The 22,001-nt window shown below is 44.2% G+C and carries 18 protein-coding genes, 1 tRNA gene and 1 pseudogene; 8 read left to right on the top strand and 12 right to left on the bottom strand.

Translation table 11 applies throughout. The annotated features are described in order from the left end of the window. Window positions 1-581: 581 nt before the first annotated feature. The gene (locus R7190_RS16535; protein WP_005383681.1) at window positions 582-1,487 is read right to left on the bottom strand and encodes a hydrogen peroxide-inducible genes activator; all 906 of its coding nucleotides are present in this window, start codon (window positions 1,485-1,487) and stop codon (window positions 582-584) included. Between the two features lie 199 nt (window positions 1,488-1,686). Here R7190_RS16535 and R7190_RS16530 point away from each other — a divergent pair, with 199 nt between their 5' ends. From R7190_RS16530 to ppk2, 3 genes are all read left to right on the top strand, one after another. Further along, a complete protein-coding gene (locus R7190_RS16530) occupies window positions 1,687-2,298 on the top strand; it encodes a peroxiredoxin C (RefSeq protein WP_005381738.1) in 612 nt (203 codons plus the stop codon). A 283-nt stretch (window positions 2,299-2,581) separates the two neighbouring features. Then, on the top strand, window positions 2,582-3,325 hold the full coding sequence (locus R7190_RS16525) for a copper homeostasis protein CutC (protein WP_390904736.1): 744 nt from the start codon (window positions 2,582-2,584) through the stop codon (window positions 3,323-3,325). A 70-nt stretch (window positions 3,326-3,395) separates the two neighbouring features. Further along, window positions 3,396-4,172: a polyphosphate kinase 2 gene (gene ppk2, locus R7190_RS16520; RefSeq protein ID WP_005381743.1), complete on the top strand. Its 777-nt coding sequence runs from the start codon at window positions 3,396-3,398 to the stop codon at window positions 4,170-4,172. 62 nt (window positions 4,173-4,234) lie between these two features. Here ppk2 and phoU read toward each other — a convergent pair whose 3' ends face one another. From phoU to R7190_RS16500, 4 genes and pseudogenes are all read right to left on the bottom strand, one after another. Next, window positions 4,235-4,933 carry a phosphate signaling complex protein PhoU gene (gene phoU / locus R7190_RS16515; RefSeq protein WP_005381744.1) on the bottom strand — a complete coding sequence of 233 codons (699 nt, stop codon included), beginning with the start codon at window positions 4,931-4,933 and terminating at the stop codon, window positions 4,235-4,237. Window positions 4,934-4,963: 30 nt separating this feature from the next. Beyond that, the gene (gene pstB / locus R7190_RS16510; protein WP_005381745.1) at window positions 4,964-5,782 is read right to left on the bottom strand and encodes a phosphate ABC transporter ATP-binding protein PstB; all 819 of its coding nucleotides are present in this window, start codon (window positions 5,780-5,782) and stop codon (window positions 4,964-4,966) included. A gap of 2 nt (window positions 5,783-5,784) precedes the next feature. After that, window positions 5,785-7,161: pseudogene (gene pstA, locus R7190_RS16505) on the bottom strand (phosphate ABC transporter permease PstA); the annotation flags it as partial. A gap of 327 nt (window positions 7,162-7,488) precedes the next feature. Then, window positions 7,489-9,693, bottom strand: a complete 2,205-nt coding sequence (locus tag R7190_RS16500) for an ABC transporter permease subunit (RefSeq protein ID WP_017820556.1) — start codon at window positions 9,691-9,693, stop codon at window positions 7,489-7,491. A gap of 207 nt (window positions 9,694-9,900) precedes the next feature. Between R7190_RS16500 and ppk1 the strand changes: the two genes are divergently transcribed. Together ppk1 and ppx are read left to right on the top strand one after the other, a co-directional pair. After that, window positions 9,901-11,991, top strand: a complete 2,091-nt coding sequence (gene ppk1 / locus R7190_RS16495) for a polyphosphate kinase 1 (RefSeq protein WP_005381748.1) — start codon at window positions 9,901-9,903, stop codon at window positions 11,989-11,991. Next, window positions 11,975-13,480 (top strand): exopolyphosphatase, encoded by a 1,506-nt coding sequence (ppx, locus tag R7190_RS16490; protein ID WP_033905789.1) that lies wholly within the window; start codon window positions 11,975-11,977, stop codon window positions 13,478-13,480. The genes ppk1 and ppx overlap by 17 nt, the downstream gene beginning before the upstream one ends. 34 nt (window positions 13,481-13,514) lie before the next feature. Here the strand turns inward: ppx and R7190_RS16485 are convergent, their stop codons facing one another. Genes R7190_RS16485 through phoB form a run of 3 tightly spaced genes read right to left on the bottom strand, consistent with a single transcriptional unit; the run spans window position 13,515 to window position 16,502 of the window. Beyond that, the gene (locus tag R7190_RS16485) at window positions 13,515-14,474 is read right to left on the bottom strand and encodes a PstS family phosphate ABC transporter substrate-binding protein (protein WP_017821959.1); all 960 of its coding nucleotides are present in this window, start codon (window positions 14,472-14,474) and stop codon (window positions 13,515-13,517) included. After that, window positions 14,474-15,772, bottom strand: a complete 1,299-nt coding sequence (gene phoR / locus R7190_RS16480) for a phosphate regulon sensor histidine kinase PhoR (protein ID WP_182016549.1) — start codon at window positions 15,770-15,772, stop codon at window positions 14,474-14,476. The genes R7190_RS16485 and phoR overlap by 1 nt, the downstream gene beginning before the upstream one ends. Before the next feature lie 40 nt (window positions 15,773-15,812). Next, window positions 15,813-16,502 (bottom strand): phosphate regulon transcriptional regulator PhoB, encoded by a 690-nt coding sequence (phoB, locus tag R7190_RS16475; protein ID WP_005381752.1) that lies wholly within the window; start codon window positions 16,500-16,502, stop codon window positions 15,813-15,815. A 224-nt stretch (window positions 16,503-16,726) separates the two neighbouring features. Here phoB and rdgC point away from each other — a divergent pair, with 224 nt between their 5' ends. The 3 genes from rdgC (at window position 16,727) to R7190_RS16460 (ending at window position 19,464) form a co-directional block, all read left to right on the top strand. After that, window positions 16,727-17,641, top strand: a complete 915-nt coding sequence (gene rdgC / locus R7190_RS16470; protein ID WP_005381753.1) for a recombination-associated protein RdgC — start codon at window positions 16,727-16,729, stop codon at window positions 17,639-17,641. A gap of 165 nt (window positions 17,642-17,806) precedes the next feature. Further along, window positions 17,807-19,207 carry a tRNA 5-hydroxyuridine modification protein YegQ gene (gene yegQ, locus R7190_RS16465; RefSeq protein WP_186584457.1) on the top strand — a complete coding sequence of 467 codons (1,401 nt, stop codon included), beginning with the start codon at window positions 17,807-17,809 and terminating at the stop codon, window positions 19,205-19,207. A gap of 2 nt (window positions 19,208-19,209) precedes the next feature. After that, window positions 19,210-19,464 (top strand): YfhL family 4Fe-4S dicluster ferredoxin, encoded by a 255-nt coding sequence (locus R7190_RS16460; protein WP_005381763.1) that lies wholly within the window; start codon window positions 19,210-19,212, stop codon window positions 19,462-19,464. Window positions 19,465-19,506: 42 nt separating this feature from the next. Here R7190_RS16460 and R7190_RS16455 read toward each other — a convergent pair whose 3' ends face one another. From R7190_RS16455 to R7190_RS16440, 4 genes are all read right to left on the bottom strand, one after another. Further along, window positions 19,507-19,815, bottom strand: a complete 309-nt coding sequence (locus R7190_RS16455; RefSeq protein WP_005381765.1) for a hypothetical protein — start codon at window positions 19,813-19,815, stop codon at window positions 19,507-19,509. Window positions 19,816-20,138: 323 nt separating this feature from the next. Then, window positions 20,139-20,975, bottom strand: a complete 837-nt coding sequence (mepA, locus tag R7190_RS16450) for a penicillin-insensitive murein endopeptidase (RefSeq protein ID WP_017633932.1) — start codon at window positions 20,973-20,975, stop codon at window positions 20,139-20,141. A 12-nt stretch (window positions 20,976-20,987) separates the two neighbouring features. Continuing rightward, window positions 20,988-21,320, bottom strand: coding sequence for a DUF1904 domain-containing protein (locus R7190_RS16445; RefSeq protein WP_005381768.1), 333 nt, complete (start codon window positions 21,318-21,320; stop codon window positions 20,988-20,990). 497 nt (window positions 21,321-21,817) lie between these two features. Further along, window positions 21,818-21,894, bottom strand: a tRNA-Trp gene (locus R7190_RS16440). Window positions 21,895-22,001 lie beyond the last annotated feature (107 nt).

Below are 22,001 nucleotides of genomic sequence, written 5' to 3'. Positions count from 1 at the left end.
TCAATCTTGGGCAGTCAGCGTAAAGCTACATTTGTAAGTTATGAACAACAAATTACATCCTTTAACTTTGTGTTCAACTCGTCTAGCCATGCCGATAGATTGCGTAATGCTACGTGTATTTTCAATCTAGACATAAGTCGTATCGGCCTTTAAATAAGCTATATCAACAAAGGGTTTAGTGAAACCCCTAATATAAACAAAACAGAAAATTCAAAGTTTTATTCCGCAAGGTAAAAACCATCTATCAAGCGCCTTGTTTTGTAAGTTATTACGTAATAAAATTACATTAAATTTAAAGTCGCTTTATAATTTCAAACAAGCGTATGAATATTGATAGGTAAACAAACACCTTGTACTCACAAGGGCTGAAGAGATGGATTTAAACAGGGGTCAAACAAGACATGCAGAGCTTTGTGTAAAATTAACATTGTGAAATTTCACTATTTTATGAAAGCTTCATCAAAGAAGAGCTGTAAAATTTTACAAGTCAAAGTTTACCAGCAGAATAAAATACTAGAAAGCGCACTGTTTCCAGTGCGCTTTTAGATAAATAATGGAGAAGTAAGGGCTAATACTAATAGCTAAAGCAGCTCTGAAACGACTTCTGCAAGTTGATTAAATGTTTTCGTTCTTGACGAGCTCGGACGCCAAACTAAGCCGATTTCGCGATAAGCTTGTTTACCAGGAGGATCGATCACGACTAAATTCTGGTTATGCAGCAAGCCATGGTCGATAGCCATTTGAGGAATGAACGTTGTTCCCAAACCATTCGCAACCATTTGCACCAGTGTATGGAGGCTGGTTGCCGTAAACGGATTGATTTTTTCTTTGTCTGTTAATTTACACGCTGATACCGCATGTTCCGTTAAGCAATGTTCTTTCTCTAGTAGAAAGACGGATTCGTCAGGTAAATCCGCGTAACGAATCGGCACAGGGACCGATTGGGCTTGATTAGCGCTTATAACCATTCGAAACGGATCCTTACCCACTACTCGGCTTTCCATGCCATCAATTTCGACTGGTAACGCTAAAATAAGCACATCCAGCTCACCATGTCTGAGCGCTTGAAGTAAGTTTGTCGTCGTGTCTTCTCTTAATAAAAGATTCAGTTGTGGAAAACGGTAGTTCACCTCTTGTACCAAATCACACAGTAAAAACGGAGCAATTGTTGGTATACATCCTACTTTTAGCTGGCCTTGCATATCGTCGCCTTGGCACATACGTCCAAGCTCGACCAAATCTTGCCCTTTTGCTAACAGCTCTCGCCCCTGCTTTACTACCATTTCTCCTGTTTGGGTAAAAACCAGTGGACTTTTCTTATCTTTCTTTTCATATAAGGGACAACCTATCAATTCCTCTAAGTTTTGAATACCCTTACTTAAAGTCGACTGACTGACAAAACAACGCTCTGCAGCGTCACTAAAATGTCTTGTTTCATGCAGTGTGACTAAATAGTGTAACTGCTTCAAACTGGGCCATTTATTCATAATTGTATTTGTATCTACCGCCGTTCCAGTGATCGAGTTAAGAGTTTTGTTATTATCGTTTTTTTCGATTAACTCAATCTATTTATTTCGCTTTTTTCAATACTACAATCTGTACTATAGTTTGTCTCGTACAAACACGAACCAAACCGACACAACTGAATTCGGTTTGGAGCTAACCATACTTTTTAGGAGCAAAAAAATGGTACTAGTAGGTCGTCAAGCCCCTGATTTTACTGCAGCAGCTGTTCTAGGTAACGGTGAAATCGTTGAAAACTTCAACTTTGCAGAGTTCACTAAAGGTAAGAAAGCAGTAGTATTCTTCTACCCACTAGATTTCACTTTCGTTTGCCCATCTGAGCTAATCGCATTCGACAACCGTCTAGCTGACTTCCAAGCTAAAGGTGTTGAAGTAATCGGTGTTTCTATCGATTCTCAGTTCTCTCACAACGCATGGCGTAACACTGCTATCGAAGATGGCGGTATCGGTCAAGTTAAGTACCCACTAGTTGCTGACGTTAAGCACGAAATCTGTAAAGCTTACGACGTTGAGCACCCAGAAGCAGGCGTTGCTTTCCGTGGTTCTTTCCTAATCGACGAAGAAGGCGTTGTACGTCACCAAGTAGTTAACGACCTACCACTAGGCCGTAACATCGACGAAATGCTACGCATGGTTGACGCTCTTAACTTCCACCAGAAGCACGGCGAAGTATGTCCTGCACAATGGGAAGAAGGTAAAGCAGGTATGGACGCATCTCCAAAAGGTGTTGCAGCGTTCCTATCTGAGCACGCAGCTGACCTAGGCAAAAAATAATAGACCTTCACCCTAGCTCAACGGGTGTGATGGTTGGATGTATATAAAGCAATAAGCTAATGCGGAAAACCGCAAACGCCAATCAGTCTAAGTAAAGTCCTATCAAAGCCCAGAGCCTCTGCTCTGGGCTTTCTTTTTCCTTCAGATAAACCGCAAAAATGAGGTAACGCTTCAGCGTAAACTTTACCTCTATTTATCATCCCCTCCATACAGATTCTGCTTACTTGCCCTGTTAATATCTTAGCCACAACACCTATTTGTAACGTTAGCAGGATGAATGAACGTGGTTACTCACCTAGAAGTCTGTATTGATAATATTGAATCTCTGCACTACGCCATTGCTGGCGGCGCCACTCGGATTGAACTTTGCTCCTCTTTGGCTTTAGGCGGACTAACACCCAGTTATGGCTTTATGCAGCAAGCGGCTAAGCTTTCGAGTGTTCCAGTTTATGCCATGATCCGCCCACGCCAAGGTGACTTCTTCTACAATGCAGAAGAGATCGAAATGATGCGTTGGGATATTGAAGCAGCTCACCAATCAGGCTTGAGCGGTGTCGTGTTCGGCGTGCTCACTCAAGACGGTGATATTCATATGCCTTACGCGGCTGCGCTGTGTGAATTTGCTCAAGCGCTTGGCTTAGGCGTGACCTTCCATCGTGCCTTTGACCAGTGTCGTGACGCTGAAAAAACTTTGGAAGAAGTGATCAGCTTAGGTTGTGAACGTATTTTAACCTCCGGTCTTGCGCCTTCAGCACCACAAGGGATCGATGCGCTTAGAGCTTTGGTTAAGCAAGCCCAAGGACGCATAGCAATCATGGCGGGGGCTGGCGTTAATGCGAGTAACGTACGTGCGTTAGTAGAAGACACTCAAGTTCCTGAAATCCATCTGTCAGGCAAAACCACACGCCCTAGCCAAATGACCTTTGTTGCTGAACAAAGCAAAATGGGCGCATCCGATGTCGATGATTTTTTAATCCCCATCACAAGTACACAAGCCATAACCGATGTCGTAGCAGCTCTCAAATAGACCACCGTAACCTCACGCGCATAGCTTTTGAGTGCTAACATATTGTTTATCAAGGAGTGAGGAAAGGTGTATGTCTAAATTGAAGAAAAAGGAATACGAAAAGGAGCTCAAAAACCTTCAAGTTGAGCTCGTAAAACTTCAAGAGTGGGTCAAACACAAAGGGTTAAAAGTGGTGGTTCTGTTTGAAGGCCGTGATGCTGCGGGCAAAGGCGGAGTGATAAAGCGAATTACAGAAAAGCTAAACCCGCGTGTTTGTCGCGTAGTGGCTCTGCCTGCACCGACAGAAAAAGAAAAAACGCAATGGTACTTCCAACGTTACGTCGCTCATTTACCATCTGCTGGTGAAATCGTTTTATTTGACCGAAGTTGGTATAACCGAGCGGGTGTCGAAAAAGTCATGGGGTTCTGTACGCCTGATGAATACGAAGAGTTTTTACGCTCTTGTCCTGAATTCGAAAGAATGTTGCAACGCTCTGGGATTATTCTGATTAAGTATTGGTTTTCGGTTTCAGACGAAGAGCAGGAAAAACGTTTTCTAGGTCGAATTAATACGCCGATCAAACGTTGGAAATTCAGCCCAATGGATTTGGAGTCACGTCATCGCTGGGCGGAGTATTCGGAAGCAAAAGATAAGATGTTTGCCTATACAGACACGAAAAACTGCCCTTGGTGGGTCGTCCCTTCAGATGACAAAAAGAAAGCGCGCTTGAACTGTATCAGTCATTTACTAAGCCAGATTGATTACAAAGCACTTGAGTACTCACCCATCGAATTACCTGAACTCAATAAAGAAGGTTACGTCAGAGCGCCCATTGATGATCAGACCTTCGTTCCTGATAAATATTGACGTGCTTTCCTTCTCTCTAATAAATAGACCAGCCTAAAAGCTGGTCTATTTATTGAAGTCAGTTACTTCAGTACGTCATCAATACTTTGATCACCTAGATGGCGTACATCTTTCCCTTTCACGAAGTAAATAATGTATTCACAGATGTTCTGGCAGCGGTCCCCCACGCGTTCAATCGCGCGTGCCGACCACATCACTTGCAGAATATTAGGGATATTTTTTGGATCTTCCATCATGTAAGTCATCAACTGACGAATCACCGCTTCATACTCGGCGTCTAGTTTGTCATCTTGTTTATGCACCTCTGCTGCCGCTTCTACATCCATGCGGGCAAACGCATCTAAAACCTGATGCAGCATATTAATTGCCTGACGGCAGAGAGGCTCTAACGACACTTGGAATTGTCGTTCTTTTGATGATGGGCTTTCAATGGCAACGTAAGCAATGCGTGTCGCCACATCACCGATGCGTTCTAAATCCGTGATCGTTTTGATGATAGCCATGATTAAGCGCAAGTCTTTTGCCGTTGGCTGACGCTTAGCAATAATGCGTGTACAAGCGTCATCGATCGAGACTTCCATCGCATTCACTTTATGATCGTCACGCACAACCTTACGCGCCAGTTCGATGTCTTCTTTATGCAAGGCTTGAATAGCATACGAAAGCTGCTGTTCTACCAAGCCCCCCATGGTTAATACATGAGTACGAATCGATTCTAGCTCTACGTTAAATTGTCCTGAAATATGACGTCCAAAGTGCATGATGTTCCTTATTCCGTATAGAGTCGCGACTTAACCGTAGCGACCCGTAATGTAATCTTCGGTCTGTTTCTTCATTGGCGAAGTGAAGATCGAGTCCGCGTCAGAGTATTCAATTAACTTACCCATATGAATGAATGCAGTATGATCGCTCACTCTCGCCGCTTGTTGCATGTTATGGGTAACGATAACCACAGTATATTGAGTCTTCAGCTCATTGATAAGCTCTTCAATAGTTAAAGTTGAGATTGGATCCAACGCTGATGTTGGCTCGTCCAATAACAGGACTTCCGGCTCAATCGCCACCGCGCGCGCAATGACCAAGCGCTGTTGCTGCCCCCCAGATAAGCCAAATGCGTTCTCATGCAAGCGGTCTTTTACCTCATCCCACAACGCCGCCGAGCGCAAGGATCGCTCCACTGCGTCATCTAAACTGCGGCTGTTTTTTACACCTTGTAAGCGTAAGCCATAAACTACGTTTTCATAAATAGACTTAGGAAATGGATTAGGTCTTTGAAACACCATCCCCACTCGGCGTCGAAGTGTCGCAACATCGACATTAGGATGATAAACATTCTTGCCATGGAGACGCACTTTACCTGTGACTCGACACCCTTCCACTAAGTCGTTCATGCGATTGATGCAACGTAATAACGTCGACTTTCCACACCCTGAAGGACCGATAAAAGCGGTGACTCGCCCTTTGGGAATTCGCATCGAAATATCATGCAGCGCCTGAGTTTGACCATAGAACAGATTAAGGTTCTCGATTGAGATGGCTGTTTGTTCATCCGTTAAATTATGAACGTCCAATGGTGGCTCATAACCTAATGTACTATCAAAATTAAACATACTTAATCTTGTCCTAACGTTCTGTATTTTTCTCGTAAATTATTGCGAATACTGATTGCTGTTAAGTTTAGCCCGACAATCACTGTCACGAGTAAGAAAGAGGTGGCATAAACTAATGGTCGCGCCGCTTCGATGTTGGAGGTTTGAAAGCCAACATCGTAAATGTGAAAACCTAAATGCATGAACTTTCTATCCAAATGCACATAAGGGAATTGTCCGTCAACCGGTAAACTGGATGCCAATTTCACGACCCCCACCAGCATCAGTGGCGCTACTTCGCCAGCTGCACGCGCAATCGCAAGGATCAAACCTGTGATAATAGCTGGCGTCGCCATAGGCAAAACCACGCGCCATAGCGTTTCGAACTGAGTTGCACCAAGTGCCAGAGAGCCATGTCGTACTGAGCTCGGAATACGAGTTAAACCTTCTTCTGTCGTCACAATCACAACTGGAAGCGTCAGCACGGCAAGAGTTAGTGCTGACCATAACAAACCCGGCGTACCAAAGGTTGGTGCCGGTAGCTTCTCCGCATAGAATACGTTGTCGATAGAGGCACCAATCGTATAAACGAAGAAACCTAAACCAAACACGCCATAAACAATCGATGGAACACCCGCTAGGTTTATAACCGCAATACGAATAACTCTGGTTAGAGCGTTATTCTTAGCATATTCATGTAGATAGATAGCGGCGATCACCCCGAGTGGCATCACAATGATCGACATGATGAGTACTAAGAAAACCGTACCAAATATCGCAGGGAACACGCCTCCTTCGGAGTTAGACTCTCTTGGATCTTCAGATAAAAACTTCCAAACCTGTTTTCCCCAATGCATGACTTTATCAGGCAGTGACATTTGGTTTGGATACCAGTAGTCCAAAATATCTTCGAGCGGAATCGATACTTGTGACCCCGTCATATCCTCGGCAATCAAGGCATAGTCAGAGAGCTGAAGTCGTAAACCATCAAGTTGCAAATCTAACGTCGCAAGCGCTTTTTCTATCTGCTCTTTTTTCGTCTGATTTTCCTTTAAGAAGCTTTCTGTCAGCGTGTCATTCAATTCATGCTTGCGCTTTTCTAATCGCAACTGCTCTAGCTTCCAACCAAGCTCTTTAAGCTGATCGACCACCAAAGAATCAATCTCATGGCGCAGAGTTTCTGCATCATCAAGCTTTTTATTTAGTATCGATTGAATATCACTGGTGTATATATTATCGCCATCTTGAAACGCCACCAGCTTACCAAAGAAATAACCACCGCTACTGCGCTCTATCACCGCCCACTCTTCTGGCGTCGTGGGCTCATCCAACTGCATTTGCAATACGGAGATAAAATCGGCGGGATACAACTCTCGGTTGGCGATTTTGATACTGAGTCGCGTGGCAAAATCTTCATCGTCTTCTAACTGTTGTGCTGCGCTTTCAGGCAAATAACTCTTCGGTACAAAGCTGCGCTCATACACTTGACCAATCAGAATAGTATTTTCATGTAGCACTTCGCCTTGTACAGGTGTCAGCGCTGCAACATTCCACTGATACAAGGGCGCTGGCCAAAAGTAAGTCAGGCCTTTCCAGCCGATAAGGAGTAACAACCCTAATACCGACAACAAACTGATGCTGACTGCACCGCCTGTTAGCCATATCCACGGTGCGCCAGAACGAATCCAATTTAACACGTTATTACTCGCTCTTTATTCAAACCATTATTACAACGCACGGTACTTATCTCTCAGTCTCTGACGAACCCACTCCGCAAGCGCGTTTACTGCAAACGTAAACACAAATAAAATCAATGCAGCTAGGAACAGCAGGCGATAATGCGAACTTCCAACTTCCGACTCTGGCAACTCAACGGCGATAGTCGCCGACAGGCTGCGCAATCCTTCCAAAATATTCCAATCCATTAATGGCGTATTGCCCGTTGCCATTAATACAATCATGGTTTCGCCAACAGCGCGTCCCAGGCCCATCATAATGGCAGAAAAAATACCTGGGCTTGCAGTAAGCAAGACAACATAGATTAAAGTTTGCCAAGGCGTGGCCCCTAATGCCAAAGAGCCATCCGATAAATGCTTCGGTACAGAGAAAATGGCATCTTCGGCAATGGTAAAAATCGTCGGGATAACAGCAAACCCCATCGCTAACCCCACCACCAATGCATTGCGTTGATCGTAACCAATACCATGCTCGGTTAAGAATAAGCGCATATCGCCACCAAAGAACGTCTGCTCAATCGTAGGCGAAATCCACACTCCAAGCCCAATCAGTACCAATATGACAGGCATGAGCACTAAAGCATGCCAACCATTAGGCAGACGATTCCGCAAAGGTTGCGGTATTAATGCCCATAGCCCGCCCATAATCATGGTGCTCAAGGGCAAAACAAACAGCATAACGACGATCGTAATCAAATGATCTTCGACAATAGGCGCGAACCACAATCCCGCGAGGAAACCTATGATCACCGTCGGCAGTGCTTCCATTAGCTCAATCGACGGTTTTACTACACGACGCATGCGTGGCGACATAAAGTAAGCCGTATAAATAGCACCTAGCACTGCGAGCGGTACTGAAAACAGCATCGCAAACATCGCCGCTTTTATCGTTCCAAACGCAATAGGTACTAGGCTGAACTTAGCCTCAAAGTTATCGCTCGCCGAAGTCGATTGCCACACAAATTCAGGCTCAGGATACCCTTCGTACCACACTTCTTGCCATAATGAAGACAATGAAACTTCCGGATAGGCATTGTCCACTTCCGCAACATTTAACGCATTATTTTGCCAAGTGATTAAGTAGCGTTCATTGTTAGACATTGCTGCGATTGCGGGCGCTTGATTGTACGCACGCTTAAACAACACCAGTTTTTCACTGGTTGTATAATGGCTTTGCAACGTGCCGTTGGTGTAAAAGCTATAAAATCCTTTTCGATGAGAATCCGGCAACAAATACTTAAGCTCTGATGCCAATTTAAAATCACGAATATGCGTTAACGTGCGTTTTTCTTCTTGCAGCGTATCAAACCATTGCGACACCCGACCATCGTTGTGCGTCACCAAAAGCGAGTAAGCACCAGCCAATAAGTCTATCGTACGAACGGAATGCTTCTTATCACCTTGAGTGAGATCGACCACCTCTCGCACAGCAAATTTACGTGCGGTTTTCTTTAACACGATCAACTCAGAGCCATCGCGCAAATAAAGCGTTTCACCGTCAGGTGTCAACAACATTTGCTGAGGCGTATTAAAGCCTGAAGAGAACGTAAAATCGATCGTTGTAGGAGACGTACCCAAAGACGAAGCCACTTGCCAGCGAGCTTTCACTTCACCACTTTGCGTCTGCCAAACAACCGTTGGTAAGGGCGTCGAAGCTGCAAATACAAACTGAGTCACAGGATCTTGAGGCGTACTTAGTGTCAGATCCATGCTGGTGTCTAGCTCAATCACTTCCGGAGGACGTGTATTTTCTCTCAATGTAGCATTAAATTCTGGCTTGAAAAGGTTCGCTTTACCCTGCCCATCAACAAATCCATACCAACCTAGCCCAGGAGCAGATTGAGAGAAAGCGACGGGTTTCTGGGCGATTTGCTGTGTATACACCGCAGGTTTCGTAGGATCGTCCATCGACAAATATTGAATCTCACCACTTTGGGTTAGAACGAACGCGAGCTGAGCGTAATCATCCACTGAAATCGCAAGTGGTGTTTCAATATGAGTGGCTCGAATGGCTTGGTTGGTTTTGATCTCCGCATCAGAAAAAAGCGGAATGATCACCATGGCGAGGTAGACAAAGATCAAAATAAGCGCCGCGAGTACGCCGACACCACCGGATGTCACTGCAAGTCGAACTAAACGATCTTTTATCAGTCGTTTCTTATCTTTTTCCTGCAATGAAAACTCGGCTTGTGCCATTTAAATCTCTACCTTTTTTGACTTAGTACTAGAATATGTCGTTAAGATGACAATTATATTACAGATCACATTAAACACCTGAAAAGAATACAACTCTTATGCAATGCGTGGTATGAAATAAATCTGTAATGAAAATCTCATAATGTTCTCACTCATCCATTTTTCCAAGATGAGTACGTAATACTTCACTTTTGGCTAGGTAAGGTTATGAGCGCAGAAAAACTATATATAGAAAAAGAACTGAGTTGGTTGTCTTTCAACGAACGAGTATTACAAGAAGCTGCCGATAAAACCGTCCCTTTGATCGAACGTATTCGCTTTCTTGGGATCTTTTCCAACAATTTAGATGAATTTTACAAAGTACGCTTTGCGGACGTGAAGCGCAGAATCCTAATCAGCCAAGAGCGCGGTGGCAGTGATAGCCCTAAACGACTGTTAACCAAAATGCAGTCGAAAGCACTAAAGCTTAACGAACAATTTGATGAGCTTTACAGCGAGTTGATTCGAGAAATGGCGCGACGTCGCATTTTCTTGGTCAACGAGCAACAACTGGATGAATCGCAACAAAAGTGGATCGCGAAATACTTCCGTAGAGAGGTAATGCCGCATATCACTCCCCTCCTAATGAAAGACGAGATCGATGTTCTGCAATTTCTCAAAGACGAGTACGCTTACATCGCCGTAGAACTGCGTAAAGAAGAACATTACCAGTACGCTCTGATCGAAATTCCGACCGATCACCTTCCCCGCTTTGTGATGGTACCAGAACAGAAAGGAAAGCGTCGAAAAACCATCATCTTACTTGATAATATTATCCGCCACTGTTTGGACGAGCTGTTCAAAGGCTTTTTTGATTATGATGAGCTTAGCGGCTATGCGATGAAAATGACGCGTGACGCTGAATACGATTTACGCAATGAAATCGAGTACAGCTTGCTTGAACAAATGTCAGAGGGTGTCAATCAGCGACTGACAGCAAAGCCCGTTCGCTTCGTCTACGAACGCGATATGCCGCCTCAAATGTTAGAGTTTCTGTGTAACAAACTTAATATCTCTAACTACGATAACCTTATCCCCGGCGGACGCTATCACAACTTTAAAGACTTCATCGGCTTTCCAAATGTTGGACGAGAGTATCTTGAAAATAAACCTCTCCCGCCAATGAAATGTGCCGATTTCGAAGGTTATGCCAACAGCTTTGACGCGATTAAAGCGAAAGATATTCTGCTCTATTATCCCTACCACACTTTTGACCACATTAGTGAGTTAGTGCGCCAAGCCTCCTTCGATCCCAAAGTACTTAGTATCAAGATTAACATTTATCGCGTCGCGAAAGATTCTCGCTTGATGAACTCTTTAATTGATGCAGTGCACAACGGCAAAAATGTCACTGTGGTCGTCGAACTGCAAGCTCGCTTTGATGAAGAAGCCAATATCGAATGGTCAAAAGTATTAACCGAAGCGGGTGTGCACGTCATCTTTGGTGCGCCTGGTCTTAAGATTCACTCAAAGCTACTGATGATTAGCCGCCGCGAAGGTGAAGAAATTATTCGCTACGCACACATCGGCACAGGCAACTTCCATGAGAAGACAGCACGAATTTATACCGACTTCTCCCTGCTTACGGCAGATCAAGAAATCACTAATGAAGTCCGTAATGTCTTCGGTTACATTGAGAATCCATACCGACCAGTGAAGTTCAATCACCTTATGGTATCTCCTCGTAATTCTCGAACCCAAATCTACCGCTTAATTGATAATGAAATTGCGAATGCCAAGCTAGGGAAAAAAGCCGCTCTTACGATCAAGGTCAATAACCTAGTCGATAAAGGCATCGTCAATAAGCTTTATGGAGCAAGTACTTCCGGTGTAAAAATAAACATGATCATTCGAGGTATGTGCTCATTAGTACCGGGCATTGAGGGGATCAGCGACAATATTCGCATCATCAGTATTGTTGACCGCTTTCTTGAGCACCCTCGCGTGGTGATCACCCACAATGATGGCGATCCGCAAGTTTATATCTCCTCCGCAGACTGGATGACAAGAAATATTGATCACCGTATCGAGGTAGCAGTACCAGTCCGTGATCCACGTTTGAAACAGAGAATTATTGATATAACGAATATCCATTTTACCGATACAGTAAAGGCTCGTTTAATAGATAAAGAAATGAGTAACGCTTACGTACCACGAGGTAATCGCAAAAAAGTTCGCTCTCAAATCGCTATCTATGACTATCTTAAAAATATAGAAAAGCAAACTAGAAAACAAAATTCAGATGCCTCAAATACTTGAACAAGATACTCGCTACATTGCCGCGATAGACCTCGGCTCAAACAGTTTCCATATGGTGGTGGCCAAAGTTGTCGGCAGTGACCTACAACTGGTTAGTCGTCATAAACAACGTGTTCGCTTAGCATCAGGACTCGACAGTGAATTGAACTTAAGTCACGCCGCAATGGAGCGTGCGCTAGAATGCTTAGCCATGTTCGCTGAGAGGCTGCAAGGGCTTGATGAGTCAAATGTACGTATCGCCGCCACACACACACTAAGACGCGCTAAAAATGCCCACCTTTTCATTGAGCGTGCGAAAGAAGTGATGCCTTTCCCGATAGAAATTATCCCTGGAGAAGAAGAAGCCCGCCTGATTTACTTAGGCGTCGCGCACACTCAAGTAGAATCCAACTCCAAACTAGTCATCGATATCGGAGGCGGCAGTACCGAGATGATTATTGGACAAGAATTTGAGCCTGAGCTTCTCAACAGTAAACAGATGGGATGCGTCAGTTTTACAGAGCAATACTTTAAAAACGGCAAACTGTCAGGAAAAAACTTCAGCAAGGCGATGTTAGCGGCCGAACAAAAACTCGAGTCCATCGCTTCAACATATCGTAAAAAGGGCTGGGATATTGCTCTCGGCTCATCAGGAACCATCAAAGCGATTCAAGAAGTGCTAGTAGGATTAGGTTTTGAAGATGGCCTGATCACAGCGAGTCGACTGGATACACTTATCGAAACTCTGTGTAAATTTGATTCCATTGAAGATATTGAACTGGCGGGTCTAACAGAAGAACGTAAACCCGTATTCGCAGCAGGCGTAGCGATTTTGTCCGCGATTTTCAAAGCGCTTCGCATTGAGCAAATGTTTTTCTCCGATGGTGCTCTACGCGAAGGCCTGTTGTACGAAATGGAAGAGCGTTTTGCGCGCTCCGATATTCGTATGCGCACCACAGAAAATTTAGCCAACAAGCACCGGGTCGACTTAGAGCATGCCGCTCGTGTGAAGGGGCATGCACGTGAGATGTTATGTCAGGTACGCTCTGAACTAGGCATTAAGAAAAAGAGTGAGTTATTTGACTTACTAGAGTGGGCAGCGTTGCTTCATGAAGTCGGATTAAGTATCAACTTGCGTAGTTTCCATCGCCACTCTTTTTATATTCTGTTGCACTCCACCCTACAAGGCTTCAACCGTGAGCAGCAATTAGTGCTCGCAACATTAGCTCGCTTCCAGCGTAAAGCGCTCAAATTGCAAGAACTACCAGATTTCAATCTCTATAAACAGAGTGACGTTATAAGCCTCATCAAAATATTACGACTTTCTATCGTATTAAATGGGCAGCGTAATGAAGATCCATTGCCTGATATCACCTTATCTATCAAAAATGACGAATGGATTCTCACCTGCACAGATGAAGCATGGCTAGAAAACAATAAATTACTTCACGCGGATTTACAGGAAGAACAAGAACGTTGGGACAGCGCGAAGTGGACACTCACTTTCTGATCTCGTACTCTTCATACCTAAATAAAAAGTCGGCTTACAGGCCGACTTTTTTTAACTCTTCTTCTGCAAAGTCTGCCGTAATGGGCACATAACCATCTTTCTCAACCAACGCTTGTCCCTGAGCAGAAAAGATAAAGCGAATAAACTCAGCTTCAATTGGTGTTAATGGGTAATCAGGATGCTTATTCACGTAAACATATAAGTAACGTGATAGTGGGTACTTACCGCTAACAATATGTTCTCGCGTTGGAGTCACATAGTCATTTCCCATTTTAGCTACAGGGACTAAGCGCACGCCTGCCACTCGATAACCGACACCGGAATAACCAATTCCACTGATGGTTGACGCTACAGCTTGCACAACTGACGCGGAGCCTGGCTGCTCGTTAACTCGGGTCTTGAAATCGCCGCCACACAAGGCATTGCTTTTGAAGTAACCGTAAGTTCCAGAAACGGAGTTACGACCAAACAACTGGACGTTTCGCTTTGCCCACTGTGATTCAAGACCGAGTTGCTGCCAGTTTGTGACAAATTGACTTTCACCACAGCGCAGCGTGGCAGAAAACAAAGCATCTAACTGACTAAAGTTAAGCCCTTGAATTGGATTATCTTGATGAACAAAAATACCGATTGCATCGATGGCGACCCTGAGCGCAGTTGGCTTGTAGCCATGTTCACGTTCAAACGCTTCAACCTCTCTTAAACGCATAGGGCGGCTCATGGGACCAAACTGAGCTGTTTGTTCGGTCAATGCTGGGGGGGCAGTAGAAGAGCCAGATGCTTGGACTTGCGCATTAATATTCGGGTAAATGGATTTAAACTCTTCAACCCAAAGCGTTGTCATACCCGCAAGTGTATCGGAGCCAACAGAGAGCAAGTTCCCGACAATCCCCGTCGTTTTATGATAACTCGGCAATGGTTTATCTTGAGCGCCAGCCATACAGGAACAAACAAGCGCGAATAAACTGAATGTTTTTGCCAATCGTAACGCCATTATTTCACCACCAAACGCTCAGGCAATACGAAAGAAAACTTACTGCCCACGCCTACTTCACTGTGAATTTCTAAATGAGAGTCATGGTGACTCAGCGCGTGTTTTACAATGGCTAGCCCTAAACCACTTCCTCCAGTATCACGTGATCTTGCTTTATCTACTCGATAAAAACGCTCGGTAAGTCGGTGTAGGTGCTGAGGTTCAATACCATCACCGCTATCTTCCACCTCTAAGCATGCGCCTTGAGAGGTCTGGAACCAACGAACATTAATGTTCGCACCAGGTGGTGTGTATTTGACGGCGTTATAAACGAGGTTAGAGATAGCACTACGTAACTGGTCATCATCGCCCAACACGCGTAGGCTTGCATCAACATCAAATTTCAATTTATGTTGGTTTTCCCCACTAAGGCTAACCGCCTCTTTTTCTAACACTTCAAGCATCGCGGGCACATTCACGACTTCCTCAAGCTCATGCATAGGTGCCGCTTCAATTTTAGATAGTGTCAGTAGTTGGTTCACCAAACTGTTCATGCGGTTAAGCTGCTCCGTCATGACACCATGAGCTTTGCTCCACATTGGACCCACGACCATATCAGGGTCTTCTGTCATCTCAAGATAACCTTGTAGCACCGTCATTGGTGTACGCAGTTCATGAGATACGTTGGCAAAGAAGTTGCGACGCATTCCCTCAAGTTGTTTTAACTGGCTAACATCACGCACCACCATCAAATGTTCACCTTCGGTATACGGTACGATACGTAGTTCTAGCATGCGTTCGACATTGAGTGGTGAACGCATTTCTAATGGCTCTGAAAAGTCTTTCTTGTTGAGGTACTTGATAAAATCAGGTGTACGAATGAGATTGGAGATAGGTTGACCTGAATCTTCTGGCCAATGGAAGCCCAGTAAGTGCTGAGCCAGCTTGTTGCACCAAACAATATTTCCTTCAGCACGGAATACCACTACCGCATCGGGTAGCGATTCTGCACCATTTCGGAATCGACGAATAAGATTAGTAAGTTCTTTTCGTTTGCGGCGTTGGCGCTGTTGTAAGCGATACAACCCATTGAACAAAGATTCCCAGTTACCGCTACCTGACGGTGGCGTGAGGCGTTTTTCATCCCATAACCAAGAAGATAAACGTACTTGGTTATGCAAATGCCACACAAGCTGCAATGCCGTAGCAGCCAAAAGCAACCACGGCATATAACCGAATATCCAACCTACTATCACCCATGGGGTGTAAAAAAAAGCCAGCTCCCAGGCCAGCTTTTTCCACGTTAATCTTTCAACCACTCATAACTCCAGAAATGGTACCGATAAGCTGCGTGTTAATTTATGCTTTCGTCGAGAAGCGGTATCCAGCACCACGAACAGTTTGGATCAGCTTATCATGCCCTGCAGCTTCCAATGCTTTACGCAGGCGGCGAATGTGAACATCGACCGTACGGTCTTCGACATACACGTTAGTGCCCCAAACATTGTTTAATAGCTGCTCACGGCTGTATACGCGTTCTTGATGCGTCATGAAAAAATGAAGCATCTTAAATTCTGTTGGACCCATGTCTAATGGCGCATCATTAGCCGTAACACGGTGCGATACAGGGTCAAGCTTCAATCCCTGTACATCAATTACATCTTCTAGTGCAGTCGGGGTAACGCGACGAATCACCGCTTTTAAGCGTGCAACCAACTCTTTAGGAGAGAATGGCTTGGTAATGTAGTCATCCGCACCGACTTCTAAACCGCGCACTTTATCTTCTTCTTCACCACGAGCGGTAAGCATCACAACTGGAATGTTGCGCGTTAATTCCTCTCGCTTCATATGTTTGATGAAGTTAATGCCACTACCGCCTGGTAACATCCAATCCAGTAAAACTAAATCAGGGAAGGGTTCAGCCAGTTTGGTTACTGCAGTATCATAATCTTCCGCTTCTACCGCTTGGTAACCTTTCTGCTCAAGTACGAAGCACAGCATTTCGCGAATAGGAGCTTCGTCTTCAACAACCAGAATCCTTCTAGACATAATTGAGTAACCTTATGTTCGTTGAGCTAATGAATTTAAGAGACAAAGCGCCTCTCTATGCATAAGCATTATCACTACCAATTATGACACTTTTGTGACCTTTGAAAACAAATTTTCATATAACTTTCTTTTGAGGTTCATTCGGATATTTTTCATTTCTATTAAGACATCAGCACAAAAATTCCCTATGATTAGTCCCTTGTCATCAAGCCTAGAGAAGATTTATGTGGTTTAAAAACTGTCTGGTATACCGCGTTAACCGCGAGGTTACTTTTAACGCCGAACAACTAGAAACTCAGCTGTCTGAATTCCGATTCACCCCGTGTGGCAGTCAAGACAAACAGAAATTTGGCTGGGTCAGTGCAATGGGTAGACATGGCGATATGATGACTCACGTGTCAGAAAACCGCATTCTGATTTGCGCCAAGAAAGAAGAGAAAATGCTACCTGCCTCTGTGATCAAAGAATCATTGAATGCAAAAGTAGAAGCAATGGAAGCGCAAGAAGGTCGTCCTCTGAAGAAGAAAGAGAAAGACAACCTGAAAGATGACATCGTAATGGATTTACTGCCGCGCGCATTCAGCCGCAGCAGCCACACTCACGTGCTCATCATGCCAAAAGAAGGTTTTATCCTTGTTGATGCAAGCAGCTATAAAAAAGCAGAAGATGTATTAGCATTGCTTCGTAAAACCATGGGTAGTCTACCTGTTGTTCCTGCTATTCCAGAAGTGGCGATTGAAACTACGCTAACCGAGTGGGTGAAAAGCGGTGACACACCTCAAGGTATCAGCATGATGGACGAAGCTGAGCTAAAATCCGTACTTGAAGAAGGTGGTGTGATTCGCTGTAAGAAGCAAGAGCTAACCACTGATGAAATCCGCAACCACATCGCTGCGGATAAAGTCGTGACGAAACTTGCGCTTAATTGGCAAGATCGTATTGAGTTCATTATGACGGAAGATGCGGGCATCAAACGTCTAAAATTCTCTGATGAATTGAAAGATCAAAACGATGATATTCCACGTGAAGATCAAGCAGCTCGATTTGATGCAGACTTCTCTCTAATGTGTGGAGAGTTCAGTGCTTTCCTTCCCAACCTATACGACGCGCTAGGCGGCTTACCGAATCCTAACGCATAATATTGTATAAAGGTTAACCATAACGCCCTCACTTTTTTTGAGGGCGTTTTTCTATCTGAAGCACAATTACCCTAGTCACAGTTCACATTTTGACGTAAAATTTGCGCCCCATTTCCATTAGGTGGAATTGGCCTGACTTGTGATCAGATAAAAGAGAATTGAGTAATGACAACTGAGAAAGCATTCGTGCCTGAGCTACTATCTCCAGCGGGCAGCCTGAAAAACATGCGTTACGCATTCGCCTACGGGGCAGATGCAGTTTACGCTGGCCAACCTCGCTACAGCCTTCGCGTACGTAACAACGAGTTTAACCACGAGAACCTAAAAATAGGTATCGATGAAGCCCACGCCCTAGGCAAAAAGCTTTATGTGGTATGTAACATTCAACCACACAACTCGAAGCTAAAAACGTTCATCCGTGATCTGAAGCCAATCGTAGAGATGGGTCCTGACGCATTGATCATGTCAGATCCAGGCCTAATTATGATGGTTCGTGAAGCTTTCCCAGAAATGCCAATTCACCTTTCTGTACAAGCGAACGCTGTAAACTGGGCGACCGTTAAGTTCTGGGCAGCGAATGGCGTGGAACGTGTGATCGTTTCTCGCGAGCTATCTCTAGAAGAAATCGAAGAAATTCGTGAGCATTGCCCTGAAACTGAGCTTGAAGTATTCGTTCACGGTGCATTATGCATGGCTTACTCTGGTCGTTGCCTACTTTCTGGCTATATCAACAAACGTGACCCTAACCAAGGCACTTGCACTAACGCATGCCGCTGGGAATACAAAGTTGAAGAGGGTAAAGAAAACGACGCTGGTGACATCGTAGAGAAATTCGACCCGACTGAAGCACAGCCTGTCGAAGTACAAGACGAGCTCCCTGAAACCACAATTGGTCGCGGTAAACCAACAGATGAAGTCGTTCTGCTTTCTGAAGCGCACCGTCCAGAAGAAAAAATGGCGGCTTACGAAGATGAGCATGGTACTTACATCATGAACTCTAAAGACCTACGAGCGGTTCAGCACGTTGAACGCTTAACTAAGATGGGTGTTCACTCATTGAAAATTGAAGGTCGTACTAAATCGTTCTACTACTGCGCACGTACCGCTCAAGTTTATCGTAAAGCAATTGATGATGCAGTAGCAGGTCGACCATTCGATGAAAGCCTAATGGGTACACTAGAAAGCCTAGCTCACCGTGGCTACACTGAAGGCTTCCTACGCCGTCATACACACGATACTTACCAAAACTACGATTACGGTTACTCAGTCTCTGATGCTCAACAGTTTGTTGGTGAATTCACTGGCAAACGTCGTGGTGACATGGCTGAAGTAGAAGTAAAAAATAAGTTTCTTGTCGGTGATAGCCTTGAACTAATGACGCCAAAAGGCAATATTGTTTTCACGCTAGAGGCAATGGAAAACCGCAAATCAGAGTCTATTGAAGACGCGAAAGGAAACGGTCACTTTGTATTCATTCCAGTACCAGCAGAGCTAGATTTAGAATATGGCCTATTAATGCGTAATCTAAACTCAGGGCAGGACACCCGTAACCCGACTGGTAAGTAACCATGGCCTTGCTCATTACTGACAAATGCATTAACTGCGACATGTGTGATCCCGAATGCCCCAATGGGGCAATCAGTATGGGAGAGAGCATTTTCGAAATTGATCCAGCGCTATGTACAGAGTGTAAGGGGCATTACGAAAAGCCGACCTGTCAGTCAGTGTGTCCAATTACAAAATGCATAATCACTGATCCGAACCATGTCGAAACTGAAGAGCAGTTGCTTGAAAAATTCGTGATTATTCAAGGGTTAGCATAAGAGCAATTAGGTTCAACTTTGGCATCAAAGTTGAACCTTTTCTCAACCTGATTTTTCAATAGGGATAATATTGCAGAATAGCTCTTTTTCAAAATGATACTCTAGTCTCTCACGCCAATTTTCCGCTTGAGAAACAGGTATTAAATAAAAGTTTTCTCGGCTCGTATCAGTAACGAAAGCCATTCCATATTGCATCAGCTCATAATGCACATCATTAACAAAACCCGGATCAAGGCGTTGACGCCCAGTCAGGTGATTCACATCCTCTCGAGTCAAAGAGACTCCTTTAGTATCACTGCTAAATCTGTGTCTTAACCACTCTGCAAATTCTTTTGCACAAATCATAGTCATGGTTTTGTCCTTGATTTACTCTTCTAACAGGAAAAGGGTATATCCCTGCCTTACACACTTGTCTGCGTTGTTATTGCTTTTTAGCCAACTGACAGACATATTGCTAAGAAACCAGAGTATCGTGACGAAAGGTCTTTTTCTAAACAGAGAAGTTACAACTTACCCATACTACAACTCTTTGTTTAATTTAGATTTCTATAATATGTCCCCAAAACTGATTGGGTTAGTTTTTGTATTGGTACTATTCAATGTAGACAAAAGTATGATGTTTCTCCAGTTTCATAAAAGAGATCACCAAGTACAGATAAACCTGAAGAGTAACACTAATTAGGATTGATAAGCGGCAAGCATTGAGGTGGAACGACTTTTTTTCGTTTGGGCTTAGAGGTTGTTTTTACCCGTGGAGGGGTATCAATAGGTTTTGCTTTCGGGGCCCAACTTGCGAGCTCAACACCGCAGCCATCGCCTACTGGAGGTGGTGCTTGATCAACACAATAGTCGCTCGAATCAGGACAAGACAACCTGACGTGAAAGTGGTAATGATGCCCCCACCATGGACGCACTTTACGTAACCAAGAACGATCTTTGCCGTTTTCTTGCAAGCAAAGTTGCTCCTTAATAACAGGATGTACAAAAATTCGTGCAACATCCTTACTTTTTGAAGCGTACCGAATTAGCTTAAAGTGCCGCTCTTCCCAGCGATGATTAAGTATGGAATAACCTTTTAAATCCACCACACTCATGGGTTTAGGAAGTTGTAATTCGTTATAAGAAAGCGGTTGGTCAGCAAGTCTTAACCAGATATCGATATCTAACCCGGTTTGATGACTAGAATGACCAGAGGAGAACCTTCCACCTCTAGGTAAAGACAAATCACCAATTAGCAGAGTGGTGTTGAGATTTTGATGAGCTTTAAGCGCCAGATTTTCAATAAACTCTATCGTTTTAGGGTGCCCATAGTAGCGCTTCGTTTTACTACGTAAGACTTGATAACCAACGCCATCGAGAGGCAAGGGTAATGCACCATCTAAACAACCGTTAGCATAACTACCAATAGAAGAGGAAGAGTTTCGGGTAGGATTAACCGCGGACTCCCAAGGAGTAGAACATACTGAAGCTGAGAAACATAAACCCAAAGTTACAATGAAACTCAGCCTCATAGCCTTTAACCTTTAGTAGTGTTCGCCATTATCGTAATAAGCTTTAGGAGATAAGGCGGAAAAGATAACTGCAACATCAATATCGGCACCAGCGATACCGCGCACTTGTTGCGTAATAAGCTTGGCAACTTCATCTTGCACTTCCTGGCCACGGTCGAACCAAAGCACTTCGACAAAAGGATATGCAGCACTCACCTCACCCTCATTGAAAAACGTAGTGTAGATATACTCAAAAGTAAAATCCTCACGCGGACAGTCCATTAGAGGCTGAAGTTCATCCGTAAGGGGTTTTGATAATGCCTGAACAGCTTGTGGCTCTACAGCACGGAATCGAAAATGTGGCATAAACTTACTTCCTAATTATTAGCATTAATGCATGATGATAACAGGAACCAAGTCAGTAATCATCCAAGCCAATGTAACCACTGACCTTTCAATAGATTGTGAATCAGATGTGCTCGATAACGAAGAAAAAGTGTTATGAAATTCGAAGGTAAAACAGAAAGAGCAAAGCGATACATCAACATTTAGTAATTACATTACTAGAAAATAAAACTATATGAAGCAAAGATATGCCATATTCGTTGGATAAACATACACCTGACGTTGAAACTATACGTTAGGAATAAAAGACATATTCGTTAGAAATAAAAGAGCCCCTGACCTAAGCCAGAGCTTATGAATATGGGGGATAGGTGAAGTGGACCAATATCCCGGAGATATGAGCTTTCAATCCCCCCGATACTTTGGTATCAGAGGAATCGACAACTCTTCCAACTAGTCAGCTTCTCTTTTCTTCAAATGCAAAAAAGCCCCAGCATTACTGCTGAGGCTTTAGAGTATGGCAGGGGTGGAGAGATTCGAACTCCCAACACGCGGATTTGGAATCCGCTGCTCTGCCAATTGGAGCTACACCCCTGTAATTCGTGTTTATTGAGACGACGCTCAAATAAGTGGCGGAGTGGACGGGACTCGAACCCGCGACCCCCGGCGTGACAGGCCGGTATTCTAACCAACTGAACTACC

Source organism: Vibrio sp. 1078-1, from assembly GCF_033340475.1.
This window is presented reverse-complemented; position numbering and strand designations above follow the sequence as displayed.